This window comes from Streptosporangium nanhuense (assembly GCF_059358815.1).
In genome coordinates, this window is the sequence record NZ_JCADBG010000090.1 from 1 (window position 1) to 1,642 (window position 1,642).

General features: G+C 70.5%; 1 protein-coding gene. It reads right to left on the reverse strand.

The genetic code is table 11. From position 1 onward, the window contains the following. On the reverse strand, positions 1–1,616 hold a 1,616-nt coding region (locus tag AC5L38_RS44095), incomplete at its 3' end, for a type I polyketide synthase (protein ID WP_495248799.1). Positions 1,617–1,642 lie beyond the last annotated feature (26 nt).

The window sequence follows — 1,642 nt, forward strand, 5'->3', positions numbered from 1 at the left end:
CGCACCTGATCCACCCAGTACTCCGGCGAGCACAGCCGCTCGGCCGTCGCCGCCTCACCGGTCAGAGTGGACACCACCGGGATCTTCGGCGGGCTGTAGGACAGCGTCCCAACCAGAGCGCGGAAGTCCTCCAGCATCGGCTCCATCAACGGCGAGTGGAAGGCGTGCGACACCCGCAAGCGCCGCGTCTTGACCCCGCGCCCTTCGAGAACGGCGGCGATCTCAAGAACCGCCTCCTCGACCCCGGAGATCACCACCGAGGACGGGCCGTTCACCGCCGCGACCGACACCTCCTTCTCACGCCCGGCCAGCAGCCCGGCGACCTCTTCCTCCGAGGCCCGGACCGCCACCATCGCCCCACCAGCGGGCAACCCCTGCATCAGCCGCGCCCGCGCCGCCACCAGCGCGCACGCGTCGGCCAGGGACAACACCCCGGCCACATGTGCAGCGGTGATCTCCCCGATCGAATGACCGGCCAGCACCTCCGGGCGGACCCCCCACGAGGACACCAGCCGGAACAGTGCCGTCTCCAGTGCGAACAGCGCCGGTTGTGCCCACCCGGTCTGATCCAACGCCTCCGCCCGCTCACTGCCCGGCTCGGCGAACAGCACCTCCCGCAACGACCCTTCAAGCAGCGGGTCCAGCTCGGCGATCACGGCGTCCAGTGCCTCGGCGAACACCGGGAAGCGGTCATACAGCTCACGGCCCATCCCGGCCCGCTGACTGCCCTGACCGGTGAACAACACCGCCAGCCTCGGTTCCGCCGCCGCCACGCCGCGTACCACACCGGCGCCGAGACGGTCCTCGGCCAGCGCGCCCAGCCCGGCCAGCACACCCTCACGACCATCGGCCAGCACCACCGCCCGATGCTCGAACGCCGGACGAGTCGTGACCAGCGAGAACGCCGTATCGACCAGCGCCACCTCACCACGATCCTCCACATGCGAGACCAACCGCCCGGCCTGCGCCCGCAACGCCTCCGCCGTACGACCCGACACCAGCACCGGAACCACACCCACGGCCGGCACCCGATCCCGCGGGCCACCCTCCCCCTCAGGCCCCTGCTCCAAGATCACGTGGGCATTGGTGCCACTGATCCCGAACGACGACACACCCGCCCGGCGCGGATGACCGTTCTCCGGCCACTCGACCGGCTCGGTCAGCAGTTCCACCGCGCCCGAGGCCCAGTCCACGTGCGACGACGGGGCGTCGATGTGCAGCGTCCTGGGCAGCACACCGTGCCGCATCGCCATGACCATCTTGATCACACCGGCAACGCCCGCGGCCGCCTGGGTGTGGCCGAGGTTGGACTTGATCGAGCCCAGCAGCAGCGGACGGTCCTCGTCCCGGTCCTGGCCATACGTCGCCAGCAGGGCTTGAGCCTCGATCGGATCACCCAGCGTGGTGCCGGTGCCGTGGCCCTCCACCGCGTCCACCTCGGACACCGAAAGCCCGGCACCGGCCAGCGCCTGACGGATCACCCGCCGCTGAGACGGACCGTTCGGCGCCGTCAGGCCGTTGGACGCACCATCCTGGTTGATCGCCGAACCGCGTACCACCGCCAGCACCTCATGGCCGTTGCGCTGAGCGTCCGACAACCGCTCCAACACCAGCATGCCCACACCCTCGGACCAGCTCACCC